This window comes from Pseudomonas sp. NFXW11 (genome assembly GCF_049887815.1).
Taxonomy (GTDB): domain Bacteria; phylum Pseudomonadota; class Gammaproteobacteria; order Pseudomonadales; family Pseudomonadaceae; genus Aquipseudomonas.
Map to the genome: position 1 here is coordinate 352977 of NZ_JAGEKI010000003.1, position 22569 is coordinate 375545.

17 protein-coding genes are annotated in these 22569 nt (G+C 63.9%); 1 reads left to right on the top strand and 16 read right to left on the bottom strand.

All coding sequences use genetic code 11. The annotated features are described in order from the left end of the window. Window positions 1-131 precede the first annotated feature (131 nt). The 16 genes from mdoH to hutC form a co-directional block, all read right to left on the bottom strand. The gene (mdoH, locus tag J4P02_RS07340; RefSeq protein ID WP_426188908.1) at window positions 132-2702 is read right to left on the bottom strand and encodes a glucans biosynthesis glucosyltransferase MdoH; all 2571 of its coding nucleotides are present in this window, start codon (window positions 2700-2702) and stop codon (window positions 132-134) included. Further along, window positions 2695-4518 (bottom strand): glucan biosynthesis protein G, encoded by a 1824-nt coding sequence (locus J4P02_RS07345; RefSeq protein ID WP_426188909.1) that lies wholly within the window; start codon window positions 4516-4518, stop codon window positions 2695-2697. The genes mdoH and J4P02_RS07345 overlap by 8 nt, the downstream gene beginning before the upstream one ends. Before the next feature lie 276 nt (window positions 4519-4794). Next, window positions 4795-5232, bottom strand: a complete 438-nt coding sequence (dtd, locus tag J4P02_RS07350; protein WP_426188910.1) for a D-aminoacyl-tRNA deacylase — start codon at window positions 5230-5232, stop codon at window positions 4795-4797. Further along, window positions 5229-6200: a prolyl aminopeptidase gene (gene pip / locus J4P02_RS07355; protein WP_426188911.1), complete on the bottom strand. Its 972-nt coding sequence runs from the start codon at window positions 6198-6200 to the stop codon at window positions 5229-5231. The genes dtd and pip overlap by 4 nt, the downstream gene beginning before the upstream one ends. A gap of 204 nt (window positions 6201-6404) precedes the next feature. Beyond that, window positions 6405-7205 (bottom strand): N-formylglutamate deformylase, encoded by an 801-nt coding sequence (gene hutG / locus J4P02_RS07360; RefSeq protein WP_426188912.1) that lies wholly within the window; start codon window positions 7203-7205, stop codon window positions 6405-6407. Window positions 7206-7215: 10 nt separating this feature from the next. Continuing rightward, entirely contained in the window at window positions 7216-8421 is a 1206-nt protein-coding gene (gene hutI, locus J4P02_RS07365) for an imidazolonepropionase (protein WP_426188913.1), read from the bottom strand. Between the two features lie 12 nt (window positions 8422-8433). After that, the gene (locus J4P02_RS07370) at window positions 8434-9846 is read right to left on the bottom strand and encodes an amino acid permease (protein WP_426188914.1); all 1413 of its coding nucleotides are present in this window, start codon (window positions 9844-9846) and stop codon (window positions 8434-8436) included. 143 nt (window positions 9847-9989) lie between these two features. Then, on the bottom strand, window positions 9990-11522 hold the full coding sequence (gene hutH / locus J4P02_RS07375; protein WP_426188915.1) for a histidine ammonia-lyase: 1533 nt from the start codon (window positions 11520-11522) through the stop codon (window positions 9990-9992). Between the two features lie 122 nt (window positions 11523-11644). Beyond that, window positions 11645-13168 (bottom strand): HAL/PAL/TAL family ammonia-lyase, encoded by a 1524-nt coding sequence (locus J4P02_RS07380; RefSeq protein ID WP_426188916.1) that lies wholly within the window; start codon window positions 13166-13168, stop codon window positions 11645-11647. Between the two features lie 49 nt (window positions 13169-13217). After that, window positions 13218-14048, bottom strand: coding sequence for a quaternary amine ABC transporter ATP-binding protein (locus J4P02_RS07385; RefSeq protein WP_426188917.1), 831 nt, complete (start codon window positions 14046-14048; stop codon window positions 13218-13220). Next, window positions 14045-14896 (bottom strand): ABC transporter permease, encoded by an 852-nt coding sequence (locus tag J4P02_RS07390; RefSeq protein ID WP_426188918.1) that lies wholly within the window; start codon window positions 14894-14896, stop codon window positions 14045-14047. Before J4P02_RS07390 ends, J4P02_RS07385 begins: the two co-directional genes overlap by 4 nt. A 71-nt stretch (window positions 14897-14967) precedes the next feature. Next, window positions 14968-15933, bottom strand: coding sequence for an ABC transporter substrate-binding protein (locus J4P02_RS07395; protein ID WP_426188919.1), 966 nt, complete (start codon window positions 15931-15933; stop codon window positions 14968-14970). A 76-nt stretch (window positions 15934-16009) separates the two neighbouring features. Continuing rightward, a complete protein-coding gene (locus J4P02_RS07400) occupies window positions 16010-17479 on the bottom strand; it encodes a purine-cytosine permease family protein (RefSeq protein ID WP_426188920.1) in 1470 nt (489 codons plus the stop codon). A gap of 146 nt (window positions 17480-17625) precedes the next feature. Then, the gene (hutU, locus tag J4P02_RS07405; protein ID WP_426188921.1) at window positions 17626-19308 is read right to left on the bottom strand and encodes a urocanate hydratase; all 1683 of its coding nucleotides are present in this window, start codon (window positions 19306-19308) and stop codon (window positions 17626-17628) included. Between the two features lie 421 nt (window positions 19309-19729). Further along, window positions 19730-20302 (bottom strand): HutD/Ves family protein, encoded by a 573-nt coding sequence (locus J4P02_RS07410; protein WP_426188922.1) that lies wholly within the window; start codon window positions 20300-20302, stop codon window positions 19730-19732. Further along, on the bottom strand, window positions 20299-21048 hold the full coding sequence (hutC, locus tag J4P02_RS07415) for a histidine utilization repressor (RefSeq protein ID WP_426188923.1): 750 nt from the start codon (window positions 21046-21048) through the stop codon (window positions 20299-20301). Before hutC ends, J4P02_RS07410 begins: the two co-directional genes overlap by 4 nt. 107 nt (window positions 21049-21155) lie before the next feature. On the opposite strand from hutC, the gene J4P02_RS07420 reads away from it, so the two are divergent. Next, a complete protein-coding gene (locus tag J4P02_RS07420; RefSeq protein WP_426188924.1) occupies window positions 21156-22520 on the top strand; it encodes a formimidoylglutamate deiminase in 1365 nt (454 codons plus the stop codon). The last annotated feature ends 49 nt before the right edge of the window (window positions 22521-22569 follow it).

Genomic DNA, 22569 nt, shown 5'->3' on the forward strand with positions numbered 1-22569 from the left:
AGAAATTTGCGCGTGCGATGCTAACGCACTCGGCCGTTTGCACAAGGCTTTTTGTTGTTACACGGGGGTAGGCGAGACCATCGGCCGCAGAAAGCAAAACGCCCTTGAGCAAGAGCTCAAGGGCGTTGGCTTCAGGCCGGTTGCGGCGCCGCGATCAGCGGCTGCAACGGCAGCATCGGAGCATGGGGGTCGGCGTCCACCGACTGGCGCCAGGCGCCCAGCCATTGGCTGTGGCCCTCGCTCCAGACCAGCTCGTGCAGGCGTCCCAGGGCTACCGGGTCGCTCAGCAGGGCCAGGCGCTCGCTGTTGTTCAGCGCCGCCGGACCGGCTTTCAGAGCATGCCGCACCCGCTCCTGACGCAGCCACTCAATCGGCTCAGCCTGGGTATGGCGAGAAGTCGCCAAGGCACAGGCCAGGGCATTCTGCTGCGGATCGACCACGGCCCGGATAAAGCCGTCGTTGAGCGCATGCCAGCGATTCTCGTGGGTGTACTGGTCAGTCGCCAGCAGCGCCTGGGGCGGAGCGTACTCCTCGGGGATCAGGAACAGCTTCTCATCACGGGACTTGAGGCCCAGGCCCACCCGGCTGGAAATCACCGACACCGGAATCGACAGCATCAGGGAACCGACGATCGGCACCAGCCACCAGAGGAAGCTCGGGTTCAGCCAGATCACCAGCAGTGCCCAGCAGGCGCCCAGCAGGGTCTGCGGGCCATGGCGGCGTACCGCTTCGCTCCAGGGCGTGGAGTCGTCGTCACGCTGCGGCGAGTTCCAGGTTGCGGCCCAGCCGAGGAACGCGGCGAGGACGAAACGGGTGTGGAAAATCATCCGCACCGGCGCCAGCAGCATGGAGAACAGCATCTCCAGGAGCATCGACAGGGTCACCTTGAACTTGCCGCCGAACTCTTTCGCGCCCTTGGCCCAGATCAGGATGATGCTCAGCAGCTTCGGCAGGAACAGCAGCACGATAGTGGTGGAGAACAGCGCGATGGCCTTGTCCGGATGCCACTGTGGCCACAGCGGATACAGCTGCCGCGGTTCGAGGAAGTACTGCGGCTCCATCAGTGTGTTGACCGCCAGCAGCGCCGTGGACAGCACCAGAAAGAAGAACCACAGCGGCGCCGACAGGTAGGACATCACCCCAGTGAGGAACACCGCGCGGTGCACCGGGTGCATGCCCTTGACCAGGAACAGGCGGAAGTTCATCAGGTTGCCGTGGCACCAGCGGCGGTCGCGCTTGAGCTCGTCCAGCAGGTTGGGCGGCAGTTCTTCATAGCTGCCCGGCAGGTCGTAGGCGATCCACACGCCCCAGCCGGCACGGCGCATCAGCGCAGCTTCGACGAAGTCGTGAGACAGAATCGCACCAGCAAAGGCGCCCTTGCCAGGCAATGGCGCCAGGGCGCAGTGCTCGATAAACGGCTGCATGCGGATGATCGCGTTGTGGCCCCAGTAGTGGGATTCACCCAGCTGCCAGAAGTGCAGGCCGGCGGTGAACAGCGGGCCATAGACTCGGGTGGCGAACTGCTGCATGCGCGCATACAGGGTGTCCATGCCCGAAGCCTTGGGCGCGGTCTGGATGATCCCCGCATCCGGCGTGGCTTCCATCAGGCGCACCAGGCTGGTCAGGCATTCGCCGCTCATCACGCTGTCGGCGTCGAGCACCACCATGTACTTGTAGTCACCGCCCCAACGACGGCAGAAGTCGTCGAGGTTGCCGCTCTTGCGCTTCACCCGACGTCGGCGACGGCGATAGAAGATCTTGCCGAAGCCCTTGGCTTCACGGCAGACGTCCAGCCAGGCCTGTTGCTCGGCCACGCAGATATCGCTGTCGTTACTGTCGCTGAGGACGAAGAAGTCGAAGCGATCCAGGTCGCCCGTGGCCGCCACCGACTCGAAGGTGGCGCGCAAGCCGGCGAACACCCGAGGCACGTCTTCGTTGCAGATCGGCATCACCAGTGCGGTGCGAGCGTCCTTGGGGATCGGCTCGTTGCCGGCACTGGCACCGGAAATGCGGTACTTGTCATGCCCGGTGAGCAGTTCCAGGAAGCCCATCAGGGCGGTCCAGAAACCTGCCGACACCCAGCAGAAGAGGATGCCGAAGAGGATCAGGATGCTGGTCTGCAAGGCATAGGGCAGCACTTGCTGGGCGGTCTGCATCAGTGGCTGGTGCATGACCTCTTCCAGGTCGACGAACGACCAGCCCTGGTACGGCATGATGCCCTTCATGTACCAGCCGGCGACTATGGTCTGGCCCAGCATCAACACCAGCAGGATATAGCGGCGAATCGAACCCACGGTGCGCCAGCGGGCAGCCGGCAGCACACGCTCGTCCTTCTTCGGCGCAGGCGGATTGGTGCGCCCGGTCAGGCGTCGCCAGCCACGCACCAGGATATTGGTGCGCCATGGCTCCGGCACCACCTTGGTACGGCGGATCGGCGGCGTGGCCTTGAGGCAGACCCGGCCCTCGGCGTCGACACAGAGCATTTCCGCTTCTTCAAGCTCGGCGGCGGTGCTCAGGGACAGGCGCTGGCCCACCGAGGCCTGGGCGGCATCGGTGGGACCGTCGAAGGTCGCGGACGACAGACGTTGGTGCAGTTCGCTGAAGGACTGGCAGCCCGCGAGTTCCGCGCGCTGCTGATCCGACATGGGCAAGTGCGCCAGGTACTCGCTGAGCGACTCTGGCTGTAGTTGAGCGTTACTCATCGGCAGGCAACTGGTAGCTCCAGGTCTCGGTCAGGACTTGTTCAGTTTTAACCGGTTCCGGTGTGGCAGGGGCCGCTTCGGCAGCCACTGGCTGCTTGGCGTCTTTGTGGTCCTTGGCATCCTTGGAGTCCTTGCTGTCCTTGGAGTCCTTGGCCGCCTGGGCAGCAGCCTGCTTGGCCGCTTCCTTCTTCTCTTTCTCCTGCTGCTTGGCCGCCACCTTGTCGGCCTTGGCCACGGAGGAGTTGGCAAGCGGCGCCACGGCCTTGGCCGGCTCGGCAACCGGGATATCGCGAACCAGCGCGGCACGCATCTCGGTGGCCTTGCTGGCGTCCTTGATCTTCAGCCGCAGGGTCAGGCGCCAGCCCTTGGTTTCTTCGTTGTAGCGCACGCTGTTCTCGACCACTTCGGCGTTGTCGCCAACGCTGACCTGGCTGCGCACCGGCGCATCGGCCGGCAGAGCCTTGAGCGATGGGCCTTCGAAGTCCACCAGGTAGGCCACGCTGCCGTCAGGCTGACGGATCAGGTTGGACTGCTTGACGTCACCGGTGGAACGCAAGGTCTGTTGTACCCAGGCGCTGTCGGGGGAATGCAGGGCGGCTTCGTCCATGGTCCAGTGCAGGCGGTAGGCGAAGTCCAGCGGCTGGCCTGGCTCAGGCTGCTTTTCCGGGTTCCAGAAAGCCACGATGTTGTCGTTGGTTTCATCCGCGGTAGGGATTTCCACCAGGTCGACGGTGCCCTTGCCCCAGTCACCCTTGGGCTCGATCCAGGCGCTTGGGCGCTTGTCGTAGCGGTCGTCGAGGTCTTCGTAGTGGCTGAAGTCACGGCCACGTTGCAGCAGGCCGAAACCCCGCGGGTTCTCTACCGAGAAATTGCTTACGGCCAGGTGTTTCGGGTTGTTCAGCGGACGCCAGATCCACTCGCCATTGCCGGCGTGGATCGACAGGCCGCTGGAATCGTGCAGTTCGCGACGATAGTTGAGGACCTTCGACGGCTGGTTGGCGCCGAACAGGTACATGCTGGTCAGCGGGGCCAGGCCCAGCTTGCCGACCTTGTCACGCAGGAACACCCGGGCCTTGACGTCGACAATGGTGTCGGCGCCCGGCCGCAGGGTCAGGCGGTAAGCGCCGGTGGCCCGTGGCGAATCCAGCAAGGCGTAGATCACCAGGTGCTTGTCGGTCGGCTTGGGCTGCTGGATCCAGAATTCGCTGAAACGCGGGAATTCTTCACCGGACGGCAAGGCGGTATCGATCGCCAGGCCACGAGCGGACAGGCCATAGACGTGACCCTTGCCGACCACGCGGAAGTAGCTCGCGCCGAGCATGGTCATGATCTCGTCTTGCTTGTCGGCCTTGTTGATCGGGTACAGCACGCGGAAACCGGCATAGCCGAGCTTCTCGGTGGACTTGGGATCGAACTTCAGGTCGGCGAAATCGAAACGACTCGCGTCGTACTTGATCTCGGAAACGTTGCTGGCGTTGATCTCGTTGATCTTCACCGGGGTGTCGAAATGCATGCCCTGGTGATAGAACGACAGCTTGAACGGGGTCTTCTGATCGGCCCACTCGGCTTTTTCGCTGAGGAAGCGGATTTTCTGGTAGTCCGCGAACTTCATTTCGCGGAATTCGTTCGGCAGGTTACTGCGCGGGGCTTCGTACTTCTGCCCGGCCAGGTCCTTGGCCTTGGCCGATACATCATCCAGATTGAATGCCATGAGTTGACCGGCACCGAACAGGCAGAACAGCGCAGAGCCCGTCACCAGTGCGTTTCGCAACCGTTTGGCAAACAAGTTTGGTGCATTACAGGGACTAACAATCACGAGCAACCCTCGCCGAAAACAGATCAAAAAACCAACGGCCAGCTATCTATGTGCCAGGTTGGCGAGCATTGTTCCGACTCCGATGGGGCTAAATGATTCCCCAAGCGGCCGTGGACAAGTCTCTACTTAAGTCAAAATGGACCAACGAACGCTGATCCCCGTAGCGCGCGATTATCTAGTAGCCCGCGTTACAACGCATCAGGGGTAACAAAGTATTTATCGCGAAAAACAGCTGTTTCCGGCCCAAATCGGTGGAAAAAGATGTTTCAGGCGCTTTCAGGTCTGTAACAGGAAGGTTACCGGGCCATCATTGACCAGGTGCACCTGCATGTCCGCGCCAAAACGCCCTGATGCCACTTTGCCATGCAACTGTTGCGCCTTCACTAATAGATAGTCGAAAAGCTCTTCGCCGAGGGCCGGCGGCGCGGCGCTGGAAAAGCTCGGGCGCAACCCGCTCTTGGTGTCCGCCGCCAGGGTGAACTGCGACACCAGCAGCAGCCCGCCCTGCACATCCGCCAGGGACAGGTTCATCTTGCCCTCGGCGTCACTGAACACCCGATAGTTAAGCAGCTTATGCAGGAGTTTGTCGGCACTGGCCCGAGTGTCCTCGGGCTCCACCGCCACCAGCACCAGCAACCCCCGGTCCACCGAGCCGACTATTTCCCCGGCAACTTCCACCCGCGCGCCGGCCACGCGCTGCAACAGGCCCTTCATGCTTCTTCGGGCGGCAGGTCGAGCAGGCGCCGAGCCATCTGGTCGGTGGCCCGCACCAGGGCATCGGTGATGCCCGGTTCGGAGGCGGCGTGGCCGGCGTCGCGAATCACCTGCAGCTCGCTGTTGGGCCAGGCCTGGTGCAGCTCCCAGGCATTGTCCAGCGGGCAGATCACATCGTAGCGGCCGTGGATGATGACCCCGGGCAGATGGGCGATCTTGCCCATGTCGCGGATCAACTGGTCCGGCTCGAGGAAGGCATTGTTGATGAAGTAATGGCACTCGATCCGGGCGATCGACAGCGCCCGCTGCGGCTCCGAGAAACGGTCCACCACCAGCGGGTTGGGACGCAGGGTCGCAGTGCGCCCTTCCCAGCCCGACCAGGCCTTGGCCGCGTGCATCTGGGCGATCTGGTCGCTGCCGGTGAGACGCTTGTGGAAGGCGCTGACCAGGTCGTGACGCTCCTCCAGGGGAATCGGCGCCACGTAGTCCTGCCAGTAGTCGGGGAACAGCCGGCTGGCGCCGCACTGGTAGTACCACTGGATTTCCTGCGGGCGGGCCAGGAAGATCCCGCGCACGATCAGGCCCAGCACCCGGTCAGGGTGGGTCTGGGCGTAGGCCAGGGCCAGAGTCGAACCCCAGGAACCGCCGAACAGCACCCATTTGTCGATGCCCAGGTGCTCGCGAATGCGCTCCAGGTCGGCCACCAGGTCCCAGGTGGTGTTGTTCTCCAGGCTGGCGTGGGGCGACGAACGCCCGCAACCGCGCTGGTCGAAGGTGACGATGCGATACAGGTTCGGGTCGAAGTAGCAGCGGCTGGCACCATCGCAGCCGGCCCCGGGGCCACCATGGATGAACACCACCGGCAACCCTTCCGGTGAACCACTTTCGTCGACATACAGCACATGGGGGTCGTCGACGACCAGATCGTGCCGGGCATAGGGTTTGATCTGCGGGTACAAAGTCTGCATTACGCGCTCCGTGGAGGTCGGGGGTCATCCCTGAGGGACTTCATTTATGCTGCCGTCCGGCATCATAAACCCGAATTACGCAATCAGCATGTCCTTGCAGATATCAGGGTTGAATCGGGACACGGGGCGCCTGTGCTGGGCCTGTTCGCGAGCAAGCTCGCTCCTACGGAACCATCGTGGGAGCGAGCTTTGGTGGTAGCAGGCTCAGCCGTAATGCTCCTGCCCCCAGGCCAGCAGCCCCTGCAGCAGTTGCTTGAGCACCACCTGGGTTGGCGCCGCCAGGTCCTCGCGGTAACGGAAGGGTTCGAACTCTTCCATATAGGTGCTCTGCGCCAGTTCCAGTTGCACCGCATGAATGTGTTCGGCCGGATTGCCGTAGTGGCGGGTGATATGCCCGCCCTTGAAGCGACCGTTGAGCACATGAGTGTAAGCGCCATGGCCGGCGCAGATGCTTTCCAGGCGGCCGGCCAGTTGCGCATCGCAGCTGGCACCGTTGAAGGTGCCGAGGTTGAAGTCCGGCAGCTTGCCGTCGAACAGGTGGGGGATCAGCGAGCGGATCGAGTGCGCATCGAACAGCATGGCGTAGCCGAACTCGGCCTTGAGCCGCGCCAACTCCTCCTCCAGGGTGCGGTGATAAGGACCCCAGACCTCTTGCAGATACTGTTGCCGCTCATCCGCGGTCGGTTCCTGCCCGGCCAGGAACAGCGGCTCGCCATCGAACAGGGTGGCCGGGTACAGGCCGGTGGTGGCGCCCACGTACAGGGGCTTGTCATCGGACGGACGGTTCAAGTCGATGACGAACCGCGAGTATTCCGCCGCCAGGGTGCTGGCCCCCAGTTCCTGGGCGAACTCATAGAGGCGCGGGATATGCCAGTCGGTGTCCGGCAGGCTCTGCGCCTGGGGCACCAGCCCGGCCGCCACCGCCGGGGTCAGGCGCGTGCCGGCGTGGGGCATGCTGATCAGCAACGGCACTCGACCTTGTTTGAAGCTCAGAACCTTATCCACAACCCTTCTCCTACACAGTCACTTCAACGCCGTGTCGCACGACGCGCTTTTCCAGGTCGCCGCCCAGCCAGTAGGCCAGGTCGGCGGGACGTTCGATCTGCCAGGCGACGAAATCCGCCACCTTGCCCACTTCCAGCGAGCCATGGGTCTGCTCCATGCCCAGGGCCTGGGCCGCATGCAGGGTGACCCCGGCCAGGGCCTCTTCGGGGGTCATGCGAAAACAGGTGCAGGCCATGTTCAGCATCAGGCGCAGCGACAGCGCCGGCGAAGTGCCGGGGTTGAGGTCGCTGGCCACGGCAATCTTCACCCCGTGCTTGCGCAGGGCGTCCATGGGCGGCAGCTGAGTTTCGCGCAGGAAGTAGAAGGCCCCCGGAAGCAACACCGCCACCGTGCCGGCCGCCGCCATGGCGATGGCATCGTCTTCGGTCATGAACTCCAGGTGATCGGCGGACAGCGCCCGGTAGCGCGCCGCCAGGCTCGAACCATGCAGCGACGACAGTTGCTCGGCATGCAGCTTGACCGGCAGGCCAAGCTGTTGCGCGGCCATGAACACCCGCTCCACCTGGGCCGGGGAAAACGCCAGGTACTCGCAGAAGGCATCCACCGCATCCACCAGCCCCTCCGCAGCCAGGGCCGGGAGCATTTCGTTGCAGATGTGCTCGATATAGTCGTCGGCGCGCCCGGCGTATTCCGGCGGCAGGGCATGGGCCGCCAGGCAGGTGCTGCGCACACTGACCGGCAACGCCTCGCCCAGGCGCCGGATGACCCGCAGGATCTTGCGCTCGCTGGCCAGGTCCAGGCCGTAGCCGGACTTGATCTCGACGCTGGTGACGCCATCGCGCAGCAAGCACAGCAGGCGCTTGCGCGCGCTGGCGAACAGTTCCTCCTCGCTGGCCGCACGGGTGGCCCGCACGGTGCTGGCGATGCCGCCACCGGCGGCGGCGATCTCGGCGTAGCTGACGCCTTGCAGGCGCTGCTCGAACTCACCGCTGCGGTTGCCGCCGAACACCGTGTGAGTGTGGCAATCGATCAGGCCCGGGGTAACCCAGGCTCCCGCCAGGTCCTGCACCTGTTGATAGTCGGCGACCGGCGCCTCCTGGCGCCGGCCGATCCACTCGATGTGCGCCCCTGACGTCACCATGGCCGCATCCTCGATGATCGAGTAGGTGCCTTGAGCCATGCTGGCGACGTTGCAGTGCTGCCACAGAGTTTTCATCCAGGGCCTCCGTTAATGGTCAGTAGGTAAAGAAGCATCGTTGTTCAGGGGCTGAGTCTGCCCAGCCGCCGGCTTGACCCAAAGCATATAGGCCACCACCAGCAACAGCACCCAGACCACCCCCACCAGCAGCGCGCCCTGGGTTTTCGGGAAGTAGCCCAGCACGCCGAAGATAAACAGCATGAAGGCAATGGCCAGCGCCGGGCCCCAGGGCCAGAACGGTACCTTGAACTGCAACCCGGCCACTTGCTCGGCGCTCATGGAACGACGCATGGCCACCTGGGTGAGAAGAATCATCAGCCATACCCAGACCGTGGCGAAGGTCGCCAGGGACGCGATCAGCAGGAAGATGTTTTCCGGAATCAGGTAGTTCAGCACCACCCCGCCCAGCAAGGTACCGGCCATCACCACCACGGTCATCCAGGGCACGCCGTGCTTGGACACCTGGGCAAAACCCTTGGGTGCCTGGCCTTGCTTGGACAGGCCGAAGAGCATGCGCCCGGCACCGAAGATATCGCTGTTGATCGCCGACACCGCCGCCGAAATCACCACGATATTGAGGATGGTGGCCGCCGAGCTGATGCCCAGGCTATCGAAGATCTGCACGAACGGGCTGCCCTGGGTGCCGATCTGATGCCAGGGGAAGATCGACATCAGCACGAACAGGGTCAGCACATAGAACAGCAGGATGCGCACCGGTACCGCGTTGATCGCCTTGGGAATCACCCGCTGCGGGTCCTTGGCCTCGCCCGCGGTGACACCGATGATCTCGATGCCGCCAAAGGCGAACATCACCACCGCAAAAGAAGCGATCACCCCACCGATGCCATTGGGCATGAAGCCGCCATGGGCCCAGAGGTTGGTGGCCCCCGCCGCCTGCTCGTGGCCAGCACTGCCGATACCGAACAGCATGATGCCGAAGCCGCCGAGAATCATCGCGACTATGGCCCCGACCTTGAGCAGCGACAGCCAGAATTCCAGCTCGCCGAAGACCTTGACGCTGCACAGGTTCAGCCCGCCGATGAACAGCACGATGGACAGCACCCAGATCCAGCGCTCCACATCGGGAAACCAGAAACCCATATAGATGCCGAAGGCGGTGACGTCCGCCAGGCACACGATCAGCATCTCGAAGGCATAGGTCCAACCCAGGATAAAGCCCGGCATGGGCCCCAGGTACTGGCTGGCGTAGTGCCCGAAGGAACCGGACACCGGGTTGTGCACGGCCATTTCCCCCAGGGCGCGCATCACCATGAACACCGCCGCGCCACCGATCAGGTAGGCCAGCAGCACGGCCGGCCCGGCCATCTGGATGGCCGAGGCGGAACCGTAGAACAGGCCGGTACCAATGGCCGACCCCAACGCCATAAAGCGTATATGGCGAGCCGACAGGCCCCGTTGTAATCCTCTTTCTTGCGCTTGCATGTCATCGTCCCTTTTATTGTTATCGGACAAGGCCGCCCCGCGCCGCGGCGCAGGGAGACCGACTAGACGCTCCGCGTCTGTCTTGCGGGTCATACACCCGCCGCAGGGGCCGAGGACTCGGCACCGCGGCGGCTGTCAATGCCTTACAGGCTCGGCAGCAGTTGTGCCGGCAGCAGGTCGTTGAGGCAACGCGAGGCCAGCAACTCGCTGGCGGCGTTGATGTCTGGAGCGAAGAACCGGTCCTTCTCGTAGTAGGCGACCTGTTCACGCAGGGTGGCGCGAGCCTGCTCCAGGGCCGGCGAGGTTTTCAGGCCTTCGCGCAGATCCAGGCCCTGGCACGCCGCCAGCCATTCCACGGCGAGAATGCCGCGGGTGTTGCCGGCCATTTCCCACAGGCGCTTGCCGGCGGCTGGAGCCATGGACACGTGGTCTTCCTGGTTGGCCGAAGTCGGCAGGCTGTCCACCGAGTGCGGGTGAGCCAAGGCCTTGTTCTCGCTGGCCAGGGCCGCAGCCGTGACCTGGGCGATCATGAAGCCGGAGTTGACCCCGCCATTGGCCACCAGGAACGGCGGCAACTGGGACATGTGCTTGTCCATCATCAGCGAAATGCGCCGCTCGCTCAGGGAGCCGATCTCGGCAATCGCCAGGGCCATGTTGTCGGCGGCCATGGCCACAGGTTCAGCGTGGAAGTTGCCACCAGAAATCACATCGCCTTCAGCGGCGAACACCAGCGGGTTGTCGGACACCGCGTTGGCCTCCACCACCAGCACTTCGGCGGCCTGGCGGAACTGGGTCAGGCAGGCGCCCATCACCTGGGGCTGGCAGCGCAGGGAGTACGGGTCCTGGACCTTGTCGCAGTTCTGGTGCGAAGCCGAGACCTCGGTGCGCTCACCCAGCAAGGAGCGATAGGCCGCAGCCGTGTCGATCTGCCCGCGCTGGCCACGAGCGGCATGGATCCGCGCATCGAACGGCGAACGCGAACCCAGCACCGCTTCCACGGTCAGGCCGCCACACACCAGGGCACCGGCGAACAAGTCTTCGCCTTCGAACAGCCCGCGCAGGGCAAAGGCGGTAGATACCTGGGTGCCGTTGAGCAGCGCCAGGCCTTCCTTGGCGGCCAGGGTCAGCGGCTTGAGACCGGCAACTTCCAGGGCCGCGGTGGCTTCCAGCCATTGGCCCTTGTAGCGGGCCTTGCCCTCACCCAGCAGCACCAGGGACATATGGGCCAAAGGCGCCAGGTCACCAGAAGCGCCCACCGAGCCCTTGAGGGGAATATGCGGGTAGACCTCGGCGTTGATCAGGGCGATCAGGGCATCGATCACCTGGCGACGAATACCGGAGAAACCCCGGCTCAGGCTGTTGACCTTGAGCACCATGATCAGGCGCACCAGATCATCGCTGATGGGCTCGCCCACACCCGCGGCATGGGACAGCACCAGGGAGCGCTGGAGGTTTTCCAGGTCGGCGCTGGCAATGCGAGTCGAAGCCAGCAGGCCGAAACCAGTGTTGATGCCGTAGGCGGTGCGGTTCTCGGCGAGGATCTGCTCGACACAGGCGACGCTGGCATCGATCTGCGCCGAGGCGCTGCCATCCAGGGTCAGGGTCACCGGCTGTTGGTAGACGGCCCGCAGTTGGGCCAGGGTCAGTTGGCCGGGAATCAGGTTGAGTGCAGTCACATCTATGCTCCTTTTGAGAGTTTTGTAATAACCGCCAGTCGCTCCGGAAGTTTCCGTTATCCGTCGTCGTCCGCTGTTTGGGCGGGTGACGCCTTGGCACGCTGGCTATGGGGAAAAGTGGTTTATTGCACCTTGGCAAAACGTTCGTGGAGCAGTCGCGGTTGCTTGAGCAGCGCCGCCGCACTGGCAATATCCGGCGCCAGCCAGCGATCCTGGTCATAGGCCGCCACCCGCTCGCGCAACAGGCACCAGGCCATGCCGGTGCCGATGCCGAAACGCTGCTGCTTGAGAAATTCGAAGGCCTGGGCCGCCAGCAGGTACTCGATGGCGAGGATCTGCGTGCAGTTCTCCAGCACCTGATGCAGCTTCAGCGCGGCATTGGTGCCCAGGCTCAGGTGGTCTTCCTGCAGGCCCGAGGTGACGTAGTTGTCGAGCACCGCCGGCTGGGCCAGCTGGCGGTTCTGCGCGCACAGCGAGGCCGCCACGTACTGCACGATCATCATTCCGGAATTGACCCCGGGCTCACTCACCAGGAACGCCGGCAAGCCACTGACATGGGGGTTGATCAGGCGGTCCAGGCGGCGCTCGGCAATCGAGCCGATCTCGGCCATGGCGATTGCCAGCAGGTCCGCCGCCAGGGCCACCGACTGCCCGTGAGGGTTGGCCTGGGACATCACCCGGTAGTGCTCCGGGGTGCCCAGCAGCAAGGGATTGTCGGTGGCGCCATTGAGCTCGGTCTGCACCTGCTGTGCGGCGTGGGCCAACTGATCCCGGGCCGCACCGTGAACCTGGGGAATCGAGCGGATGCTCAGGGCATCCTGGGTACGGATGCCCTGGCTGGCGGCGATCACTTCGCTGCCATCGAGCAGGGCGCGCAGGTTGGCGCCCACTACCTGCATCCCGGGATGGGCCTTGAGGGCAATGATCTCGGCATCGAAGGCGGCGATCTGCCCACGCTGGGCCTCGAAACTCATGGCGCCGATCACATCGGCCCACTGCAACAGCCGGCTGGCATCGGCCAGGGCCAGGCAGGCCAGGCCGGTCATGCACGGCGTGCCATTGACCAGGCACAAACCATCCTTGGCGCCCAGTTGCACCGGTTCCAGCCCTTCCGCGGCCAGGGCCTGCGCGGCACTCACCACCTGCCCGCGATAGCTGACCTGGCCAACCCCCAGCAGGGCGATGCCGATATGCGCCATATGGGTCAGGTAGCCCACCGAGCCCTGGGACGGCACTTGCGGGGTAATGCCGCGATTGAGCAGCGCCAGCAATGCCTTGACCACCTGCGGGTGAATACCGGATTTGCCGTGGCTGTAGTTGATGATGGCGGCGCAGAGAATCGCCCGGGTCTGCTCGTCGGCCAGCACCGGCCCCACTCCGCAGGCGTGGCTGAGCAGGGTATTGCGCGACAGCTGGCTGAGCTGCTCACCTTCGAGCAGCACATTGCACAGGGCCCCGAGGCCGGTGCTGATGCCATAGGCCCGCTCGCCCTGCTCCACCACCTTGCGCACTATGGCCTGGGCATTGTCGATCCGCGCCCAGGCCTGGGCCGACAGCTCAAGCTGCGCACCTTCACGGGCGACGGCGACCACATCCTGCCAGGCCATGGGGGCCTCGGCGATTACGATTGTTTCAGCCTGGGACATCGGGAACCTCATCATGGAATCAGGGGAGCATTGGCCGGCACGCCGGCGCCTACACCGTTGCCGCGCGGCGCTGGACGAAACGATCGACGTATTCATCCGCCGGCGAATGCAGGATCTCCCTCGGCGTGCCCACCTGGATCAGCCGGCCATCCTTGAGAATGGCGATGCGATTGCCGATGCGTACGGCCTCGTCCAGGTCGTGGGTGATGAAGACGATGGTCTTGTGCAGGGTCTTCTGCAGCTCCAGCAACTGGTCCTGCATCTCGGCGCGGATCAGCGGATCGAGGGCACTGAAAGCCTCGTCCATCAGGATCACGTCGGTGTCCGCTGCCAAGGCCCGGGCCAGGCCGACCCGCTGGCGCATGCCACCGGACAGCTGGTGCGGGTACTTCTTCTCGTAGCCCTTGAGGCCCACGGTGTTGATCCAGTGCAGCGCCCGCTCGGCGCACAGCGCCTTGCTCTCGCCACGCACCTTGAGGCCATAGGCGACGTTGTCCTGGACGTTGCGATGGGGCAGCAGGCCGAAGCTCTGGAACACCATGCTGATCTTGTTGCGGCGAAATTGCCGCAGGGCTTCCATGTCGTATTGCAGGATGTCCTCGCCATCCACCAGGATCGCCCCGCTGGTGGGATCGATCAGGCGGTTGAAGTGGCGCACCAGGGTCGACTTGCCGGAACCGGACAAGCCCATGATGACGAAGATCTCGCCACTGCCGATGCTCAGCGACAGGTCGTTGACCCCCACCACACAGCCGGTCTCGGCCAGCACCTGGTCCTTGCCCTGGCCTTGCTGGATCAGCGCCAGGGCTTCGGCGGAGCGGCTGCCGAATATCTTGAACACATTGCGCACTTCGATCTTGCTCACGGCACTGCTGCTCATTTGCTCACCTCATGGCGTGGACGACCATAGGCCTGGGTAATGCGGTCGATCACCACCGCCAGAATCACGATCGCCAGCCCGGCTTCCAGGCCGCGCCCGACGTTGAGGGTCTGGATGCCCACCAGCACGTCCTCGCCCAGGCCACGGGCACCGATCATCGAGGCGATCACCACCATCGACAGGGCCATCATGGTGGTCTGGTTAATCCCGGCCATGATGCTCGGCAGGGCCAGGGGCAGTTGCACGCCGAACAGCTGCTGCCAGCGGTTGGCGCCGAAGGCGTTGATGGCTTCCATCACCTCGCCGTCGACCTGGCGGATCCCCAGGTCGGTGAGGCGGATCAGCGGCGGCGCGGCGTAGATCACCGTGGCGAAGATCGCCGGCACCTTGCCCAGGCCGAACAGCATCAGCACCGGGATCAGGTACACGAAGCTGGGCATGGTCTGCATGATGTCCAGCAGCGGCATCAGCACCGAGCGCAGACGGTTGCTGCGGGCCGAGAGAATGCCCAGGGGAATGCCGATCAGCACCGAGATCAGGGTGGCCACCAGCATCAGCGCCAGGGTCTGCATCAGCTTGTCCCACAGGCCCACGGCACCCACCAGGAACAGCAGGCCGACTATCACCGCCGTGGTCAGGAACTTGCGCGTGGCGTGCCAGGCGACGCCGCCGACAATCGCCAGCATCAGCCACCAGGGCGCCATGCGCAGCAGGCCTTCAAGATTGACGATGGCCCACAGCAGGGTGTCGGAAATGTGCCGGAACACATCGCCGTAGTGGGTCACCAAGGCATCGACCCAGCCGTTGACCCAGTCGGCGATGGAGAAGGTGAAATTTTCTGGAAACATAGGTAACTCTCGATCAGGTGGAGTTTGGCGCAGCTCCCGAAGACCCCGTGGGATCTCCGGGAAGGCTCCACCTACAAGGCCGCGTCGATTTTCTTGGCCGCCTCGTCGCTGACCCAGGCATGCCAGACTTCAGGATGTTCCTTGAGGAAGATCTTCGCCAGTTTCGGCGACTCGATGCGTTCGCGGGTCATGCGCCCCAGGTTCTGGTTCAGCAGGTCGATCGGCAGGTTGGCCTTGGCCAGCACCGCCACCAGCTCCGGTGCTTCGTCGTGGAAGGTCTTGGACAGGCCGACCTTGATGCTCACGCTCTTGTCCACGCCGGGTTTCTCGTCGAGCTTGACCAGGTCCACCTGGCCCATCAGCGGGGTCGGCGACCAGTAGTAGAACAGGATCGGCTCGCCACGCTTGTAGCTCGACAGCACCGCCGCATCCAGGGCCGGGCCGGTGCCGGGGCGGAAGTTGGTGTAGCTGCTTTCCAGGCCGTAGCTCTTGATCATCTCGCTGTTGTCCAGCTCACAGGTCCAACCGGCCGGGCAGTTGTAGAAACGCCCCTTGCTCGGCTCTTCCGGGTCCTTGAACACGGCGGCGTACTTGCCCAGGTCGGCGATGTTCTTCAGCTCCGGGGCCTTGGCTTCGAGCTTGCGCTTGGCATCGCCCTCGATCACGTAGCGCGGCACGTACCAGCCCTCGATGGCCCCCACCACCGGCGCGCCGACACCCACCACCTTGCCGGCCTTCTCGGCCTTGTTCCACACCTCGCTGCGGCCTACCCACTCTTCGGCGAAGACCTGGATGTCATTGCTGCCCAGGGCGTTTTCCATGGTGATGGAGTTGCCCGGCAGGCTGTCGGTCTTGCAGTCGTAGCCCTTCTCCAGGACAAATTGCAGGACATCGGTGAGCAACATGCCGCTTTCCCAGTTCAGGCCGGCGAACTTCACCGGCTTGCCCGACTCGCACCAGCCGGCGGCCTGGGCTCCGGTAGCGGCCGCAAGGCCCAGGGACAGCAACGTGGTCAGCAGGGTCTTATGCATTTTCATTATGTGACGCTCCTAATCATAAGTTGGCTTACGGCAGTTAAGAGGCATCCAGGCCTGTCCACGTCCCGTTGACGACTCACACCGTAGCGGCGCGGTCGGTCCCGTTGAGCTTTTGTTCGATCGGCGCAGCCTGCTCTACCGGCAGGATCAGGTGCTCGGGCACCGCGCCATGCCACTTCTTCGCGCAGAGGTAATACAACGCTGCGGGCACCACCAGGCCGATGATCCAGGAGATATCGGTACCGCCGAGGCTGGCGACCAGGGGGCCGGTGTAGAAGTGGGTGGAAATGAAGGGCATCTGTACCAGCACGCCGAATACATAGATGGAAATGCCCAGCACATTCCAGCGGCCGTAACGGCCGTCCGGGTCGGACAGCGCCGGGATGTCGTAGCGCTCCTTGGTGATGCAGTAGAAGTCCACCAGGTTGATCGCGCTCCAGGGCGTGAAGAACGCCAGCAGGAACAGGATGAAGGACTTGAATGCCCCGAGGAACGAGTGCTGGCCAAGCAGCGCGATCAGGGTCGCGGTGCCGACAATCACCAGCACGAACACCAGCCGCTGCAGGCGCGTCACCTTCAGCTCGCCGCGAAAGCCGCTGACGATGGTGGCAATGCACATGAAGCTGCCGTAGGAGTTCAGGGTAGAAATGGTCACCTTGCCGAAGGCGATGCTGAAGTACAGCAGCGCCGCTATCGCACCGCTACCGCCCAGGCCGACGATATAAGCCACTTCACGCCCGGCGAACTGACCGTTGGCCATGGCCGCGGCGAACACCCCGAGCACCATCGCCACCTGCGCCCCGATCACCGATCCTGCGCCAGCGGCGAGGAAGGTTTTCATGGGTGAGGTCTTGCTCGGCAGGTAGCGCGAGTAGTCGGCGACATAAGGGCCAAAGGCAATTTGCCAGGAGGCCGCAAGCGACACCGCCAGGAGGAAGCTGCTCCAGCTGAAATGACGGATGTCCAGCAAGGCGCCGACATCGGTCTGGCTCAGCAGCCGGCTGAACAGATAGAAGAAGGCGATCACGCCGATCACGCTGGCAACCCGGCCGATGTAGTGGATCACCCGGTAGCCCAGCACCGTGACCAGCACGATGACGCTGGCGAACATCAGGATGCCGGCACTGTCGCTGACACCGAACATCTGCCCCAGCGCCTGGCCGGAAAGCACCGTGCCGGTGGCGGTGAAGCCCAGGTACATCAGGCACACCAGGACAATCGGGATGGCCGCGCCATAAACCCCGAACTGCACCCGGCTGGAAATCATTTGCGGCAGGCCGAGCCGTGGCCCTTGCGCGGCATGCAGGGCCATCACCCCGCCGCCCAGCAATTGCCCGATCAGCAGGCCGATCAACGACCAGAACACATCACCGCCCAACACCACCGCCAGGGCGCCGGTGACGATCGCGGTGATCTGCAGGTTGGCACCCAGCCACAGGGTGAACTGGCTCAATAGACGACCGTGTCTTTCCACTTCCGGGATGTAGTCGATCGAACGCCTTTCGATCAACGGTTTATTGTTCGCACGATCATTCGCTGAAGCCATGGACGTCAAACCTCTAATGGGCACTGCAGACGATGTCCCCTGTAGGAGCGAGCTGGCTCGCGAGGCGGTGTAGCTGAGGCACCGCGGTGCTTGCTTCGCCAGCAAGCTGGCTCCTACAGGGAGGCTGGGTTGAACCAATGCTCCGGTTACTTGCCGGTGATCATCGGCAGGTTCAGCCCCTGTTCCTTGGCGCAGTCGATGGCGATCTGATAGCCGGCGTCGGCGTGACGCATGACCCCAGTGGCCGGATCGTTGTGCAGTACCCGGGCGATACGCTCGGCGGCCTCGTCGCTACCGTCGCAGACGATGACCATCCCCGAATGCTGGGAGAAGCCCATGCCCACGCCACCGCCGTGATGCAGGGAAACCCAGGTGGCGCCGCTGGCGGTGTTCAGCAGGGCGTTGAGCAGCGGCCAGTCGGACACGGCGTCGGAACCGTCCTGCATGGATTCGGTTTCCCGGTTCGGGCTGGCCACGGAACCGGAGTCCAGGTGGTCGCGACCGATAACGATTGGCGCCGACAGCTCGCCGCGACGGACCATTTCGTTGAATGCCAGGCCGAGCTTGGCGCGCAGGCCCAGGCCGACCCAGCAGATCCGCGCCGGCAGGCCCTGGAAGCTGATGCGCTCGCGGGCCATGTCCAGCCAGTTGTGCAGATGGGCGTCGTCGGGGATCAGCGCCTTGACCTTGGCGTCGGTCTTGTAGATGTCTTGCGGGTCACCGGACAGCGCCGCCCAGCGGAACGGGCCGATGCCGCGGCAGAACAGCGGACGGATATAGGCCGGTACGAAGCCGGGGAAGTCGAAGGCATTTTCCACGCCCTCTTCCTGGGCCATCTGGCGGATGTTGTTGCCGTAGTCGAAGGTCGGCACGCCCATTTTCTGGAAGGCCAGCATGGCTTTCACATGTTCGGCCATGGACTGCTTGGCGGCCTTGATCACCGCGGCGGGCTCGGTCTTGGCGCGGTCGCGGTACTGCTCCCAGGTCCAGCCCTTGGGCAGGTAGCCGTTGAGCGGGTCGTGGGCGCTGGTCTGGTCGGTGACCATGTCCGGACGCACACCGCGGCGCACCAGTTCCGGCAGGATCTCGGCGGCGTTGCCGCACAGAGCGATGGAGATCGCACGGCCTTCGGCGGTGTATTTCTTGATCCGCGCCAGGGCGTCGTCCAGGTCGGTGGCTTGCTCGTCGACGTAGCGGGTCTTGAGGCGGAAGTCGATGCTGGTCTGCTGGCATTCGATGTTCAGCGAGCAAGCCCCGGCCAGGGTCGCGGCCAGCGGTTGCGCGCCGCCCATGCCGCCCAGGCCGGCGGTCAGCACCCAGCGGCCCTTGAGGTTGGAATCGTAGTGCTGGCGACCGGCTTCGACGAAGGTTTCGTAGGTGCCCTGGACGATGCCCTGGCTGCCGATGTAGATCCAGCTGCCGGCGGTCATCTGGCCGTACATGGCCAGGCCCTTGGCATCCAGCTCATTGAAGTGTTCCCAGCTGGCCCAGTGCGGTACCAGGTTGGAGTTGGCGATCAGCACCCGTGGCGCGTTGCTGTGGGTCTTGAACACGCCCACCGGCTTGCCGGATTGCACCAGCAGGGTTTCGTCGTCATTCAGCTGGGTCAGGGCCTCGACGATCTTGTCGTAGCACTCCCAGTTGCGCGCAGCGCGGCCGATGCCACCGTAGACCACCAGCTCCTTGGGGTTCTCGGCGACTTCGGGGTCGAGGTTGTTCATCAGCATGCGCAACGGCGCTTCGGTCAGCCAGCTCTTGGCGGTCAGCTTGTTGCCGCGTGCGGCACGGATTTCGACGTTACGGTATTGAGTGGGTTTGCTGTCGGTCACGGAAAAACTCCTCGGCGTTGAGTCCAAGGTGCGAAGAGGATTCCATCGACTCTTACGCACACATATTTACTTGTACATACAAGCATATGCAATCAAGCGGCCAACTCGCTTGAGGCGAACCTGAAAAGCCCTAAGCGAAATCTGAAAGCCTTGTGGAATAAGGCTTTCAAGCAATAAGGAATTTTCGACAAAGATATTTTGCAGCCACCTCCAGCCGCCGGTAACAGCGCAATGTGCGTCGTGCTGGGGCGTTAGGTAACAAGTTGGTGCGCGCAGAAACAGTCCACCACAACCCGGATGGGCGTTTTTTGCCCAGCGCGAACCGCAGGCCTCGAGAGGGTCTGCAATACAGATAAGGAAGAGAGGGGAAATGGGCGCAGGCCCCAGAGTCGTATCCCGACCCGGGGCCTGCGCAGGCGAATCAGCAGGCGCTGAGTTCGATCACGCAGCAGCAGCCGTCGAGGGCAATTTCCCTGAGCCCGGCATTCTCATCCAGGCGCAGGCAGTCATAGCGACCCAGTGCCTGCACCGGGCTGTCGGCGGTGTCGACCCAGGCCTGCTCGGCGGCACTGAACACCAGCAGCGTGTGGGCCTGGCTGAAGAAGCGCTGCTGGCCTTCGAACCATTGCAGCCGCGCGATGTAGCGCTCGGGGCAATAGATCAGGTTGAAATCCCGGATCGGCCCGTCCAGCAGGTTGCAGTTGACCTGGCTGGCACCACTGAAGGCGAACAGATCCAGAGGCAGCAGGGGCCGCACATCCTGGCCGTCGACCTGCAACTGCATGCCTGCGCCCTGCAGCACGGTGATGATCCGCTGATAGCCGGCAAAGCTGGAAAAGCCGCCGGACTCGGCAATATCGGCGATCGACAGACGCCAGCCGAAACCCTCAAGGCCAGTGCCGGCATCCCGGGTGATCTCTTCGGTGCTGCCGCCACCGTTCTTCCATGGCATGCGCGGGTAGTCGGCGGCCCGCAGAAGGCTGAGCTGGGTCATTTGTGAAAGCGTCCTTCCAGGCGATGACGGGAACCGGGGTGGATCAAGCGCGCGGCAGTCACCGGCTGGCGCCCGGACCAGGTACGGCGGCGAATCAGCAGGCAGGGCTCGCCGGGTTCGATCTGCAGCAGCCGGCATTCTTCGGGCTCGGCGAGAATCGCCTCCACCACATGCTCGCCCTCGGTCAGCGGCGCCACCTGGGACAGATAGGCGTAAGGGGTCTGCAGGGTGAAGTCCTGCTTGAGGTACTCCGGCGCCACCAGGGCGTTGACGAAGCGATCCTCGATCTGTACCGGGATATCGTTCTCGAAATGCACGATCAGCGAGTGGAACACCCGCTGCCCTTCGCGCATGTCCAGGGCCAGGGCGCGCTCGGAACCGGCGGCCTCCTCGCCCAGGGTGATCACCTGGCAGGTGTGGCGATGACCGCGGGAAGCGATCTCGTCGGCAATGTTATGCACCTCGAACAACGCCGACTGGCTCTTGGGCTCGGCCACGAAGGTGCCCACGCCCTGCATGCGCACCAGCATGCCCTCGGCGGTCATTTCCCGCAGCGCACGGTTGATGGTCATGCGGCTGAAACCCAGCTGGTTGACCAGCTCGCTTTCCGAAGGCACGCGGTAGTGCGGCGGCCAGTTCCCGCTCTCGATCTGCTGGGTGATCATCTGCTTGACGCGGGCATACAGGGGCGCCGGACTATCGCCCAGATGGGCGGCCAGCAGCGATTTGGCAGGCGGAGTCGGCACGGGAAATCCTTGTTCAGCAAAAAAGGTGACTAGATTGCCGGAGTTTACCGGGCAGGCAAACGTCTGTATATGTATATACAAATAACACAAGATAGGGTGCCTGAATCATGTCCGCCTTCTTCGCCGAGCGCGCGCTGCTGCCTAATGGATGGGCCAACCATGTACGTCTTGAAGTCAGCGCCGACGGCCTGCTGACTCACATCCAGGCCAACGCCAGTGCCGAAGGTGCACAGCGGCTCAAGGGCCCACTGCTGCCGGGCATGCCCAACCTGCACTCCCATGCGTTCCAGCGGGCCATGGCCGGGCTGGCGGAAGTGGCCGGCAACCCCAATGACAGCTTCTGGACCTGGCGCGACCTGATGTACCGCCTGGTGGGCAAGATCAGCCCCGAGCAGCTGCAGATCATCGCCCGCCAGCTGTACATCGAAATGCTCAAGGCCGGCTACACCTCGGTAGCCGAGTTCCACTACGTGCACCACGATTGCGACGGCCAACCCTACGCCGACCCGGCCGAGCTGTCCCGGCGCATCAGCCAGGCGGCGGCAGACAGCGGTATCGGCCTGACCCTGCTACCGGTGCTCTACAGCCACTCAGGCTTCGGTGGCCAAGCGCCCAACGACGGCCAGCGGCGCTTTATCAACAGCACGGAAAACTACCTGCAACTGCAGCAACGCCTGCAACCCTTGCTGGCGCAACAGGCCAACCAGCAACTGGGCCTGTGCTTCCACTCCTTGCGCGCGGTCACGCCGCAGCAGATAAGCCAGGTGCTGGCCGCCAGCGATAGCCAGTGCCCGGTGCATATCCACATTGCCGAACAGCAGAAGGAAGTCGACGACTGCCTGGCCTGGAGTGGGCGCCGGCCGCTGCAATGGCTGTACGAGAACGTTGCGGTGGACTCGCGCTGGTGCCTGGTCCATGCCACCCACGCCAACCCGGAAGAAGTCAGCCTCATGGCCAACAGCCGGGCCATTGCCGGGCTGTGCCTGACCACTGAAGCCAACCTGGGGGACGGCATCTTCCCGGCAGTGGATTTCCTCGCCCAGGGCGGACGCCTCGGCATCGGCTCCGACAGCCACGTGTCACTGAGCGTGGTGGAGGAGCTGCGTTGGCTGGAGTATGGCCAGCGCCTGCGGGATCAGCGCCGCAACCGACTGTACCGCAGCGACCAGCCCATGGTCGGCCGCACCTTGTACGACGCCGCTCTGGAAGGCGGCGCCCAGGCACTGGGGCAAGCCATAGGCACCCTGGCCGTGGGCAAGCGTGCGGACTGGCTGGTGCTGGATGGCAACGATCCCTACCTGGCCACTGCCGATGGCGATGCCATTCTCAACCGCTGGCTGTTCGCCGGCGGCGACCGCCAGGTGCAGGATGTGATGGTGGGTGGCCAATGGCAGGTGCGCGACGGACGTCACGCCGCCGAAGAGGATAGCAGCCGGGCCTTCACCCAGGTGCTGCGCGACCTGCTCGGCTGACCCACCAGCCACTGTAGGAGCCGGCTTGCCGGCGAATGCGCCTATAACA